General features: G+C 69.4%; 1 protein-coding gene. It reads right to left on the bottom strand.

Features of this window, described 5'->3' with window-relative positions; genetic code table 11:
* Nucleotides 1–32: 32 nt before the first annotated feature.
* Nucleotides 33–566 (bottom strand): ribose-5-phosphate isomerase RpiA (gene rpiA, locus DEQ92_RS21590; protein WP_115821764.1); only part of this gene is annotated, 534 nt, incomplete at its 5' end.

Raw genomic sequence — 566 nt, forward strand, 5'->3', positions numbered from 1 at the left:
GAACAGCGGTCAATACACGGTAACGAACCCGGCTACTCCCGAGTACAGACGTCGACGCCGTCGTCTGTCCCCACGTACGCCTCGTCGACGAGATCCACGAAGAGCCCGTGTTCGACGACGCCCGGGAGCCGGGAGAGGTCCCGTGCGAGTCCGTCGGGATCGTCGACCGTGCCGAACTCGCAGTCGAGAACCAGATTCCCGTTGTCGGTGACGACCGGTCCGTCCTTGCGCTCGGCCCGACGGAGCGCCGCGTCCCCGCCGAGATCCGCGACGTCGCGTTCGACGGCCGCCCGGGCGTCTGGGAGCACTTCGACCGGCACCGAGCGCGAGAGCGTCTCGACGACTTTCGTGGGATCGGCGACGACGACGAAGCGGTCCGCCGCCGCGTCGACGACTTTCTCGCGGGCGTGGGCCGCGCCGCCGCCTTTGATCGCCGCCAGGTTTCGATCGAGTTGGTCCGCGCCGTCGATCGCGACGTCGACGCCGTCGATCTCATCGAGCGAGCGGAGCGGAATCCCCGCTTCGCGGGCGAGCGCACGGGAGTCGAACGATGTCGGGACGCCGCG

Origin of the sequence: Haloferax sp. Atlit-6N (genome assembly GCF_003383195.1) — an archaeon.
Taxonomy (GTDB): Archaea; Halobacteriota; Halobacteria; order Halobacteriales; family Haloferacaceae; genus Haloferax; species Haloferax gibbonsii.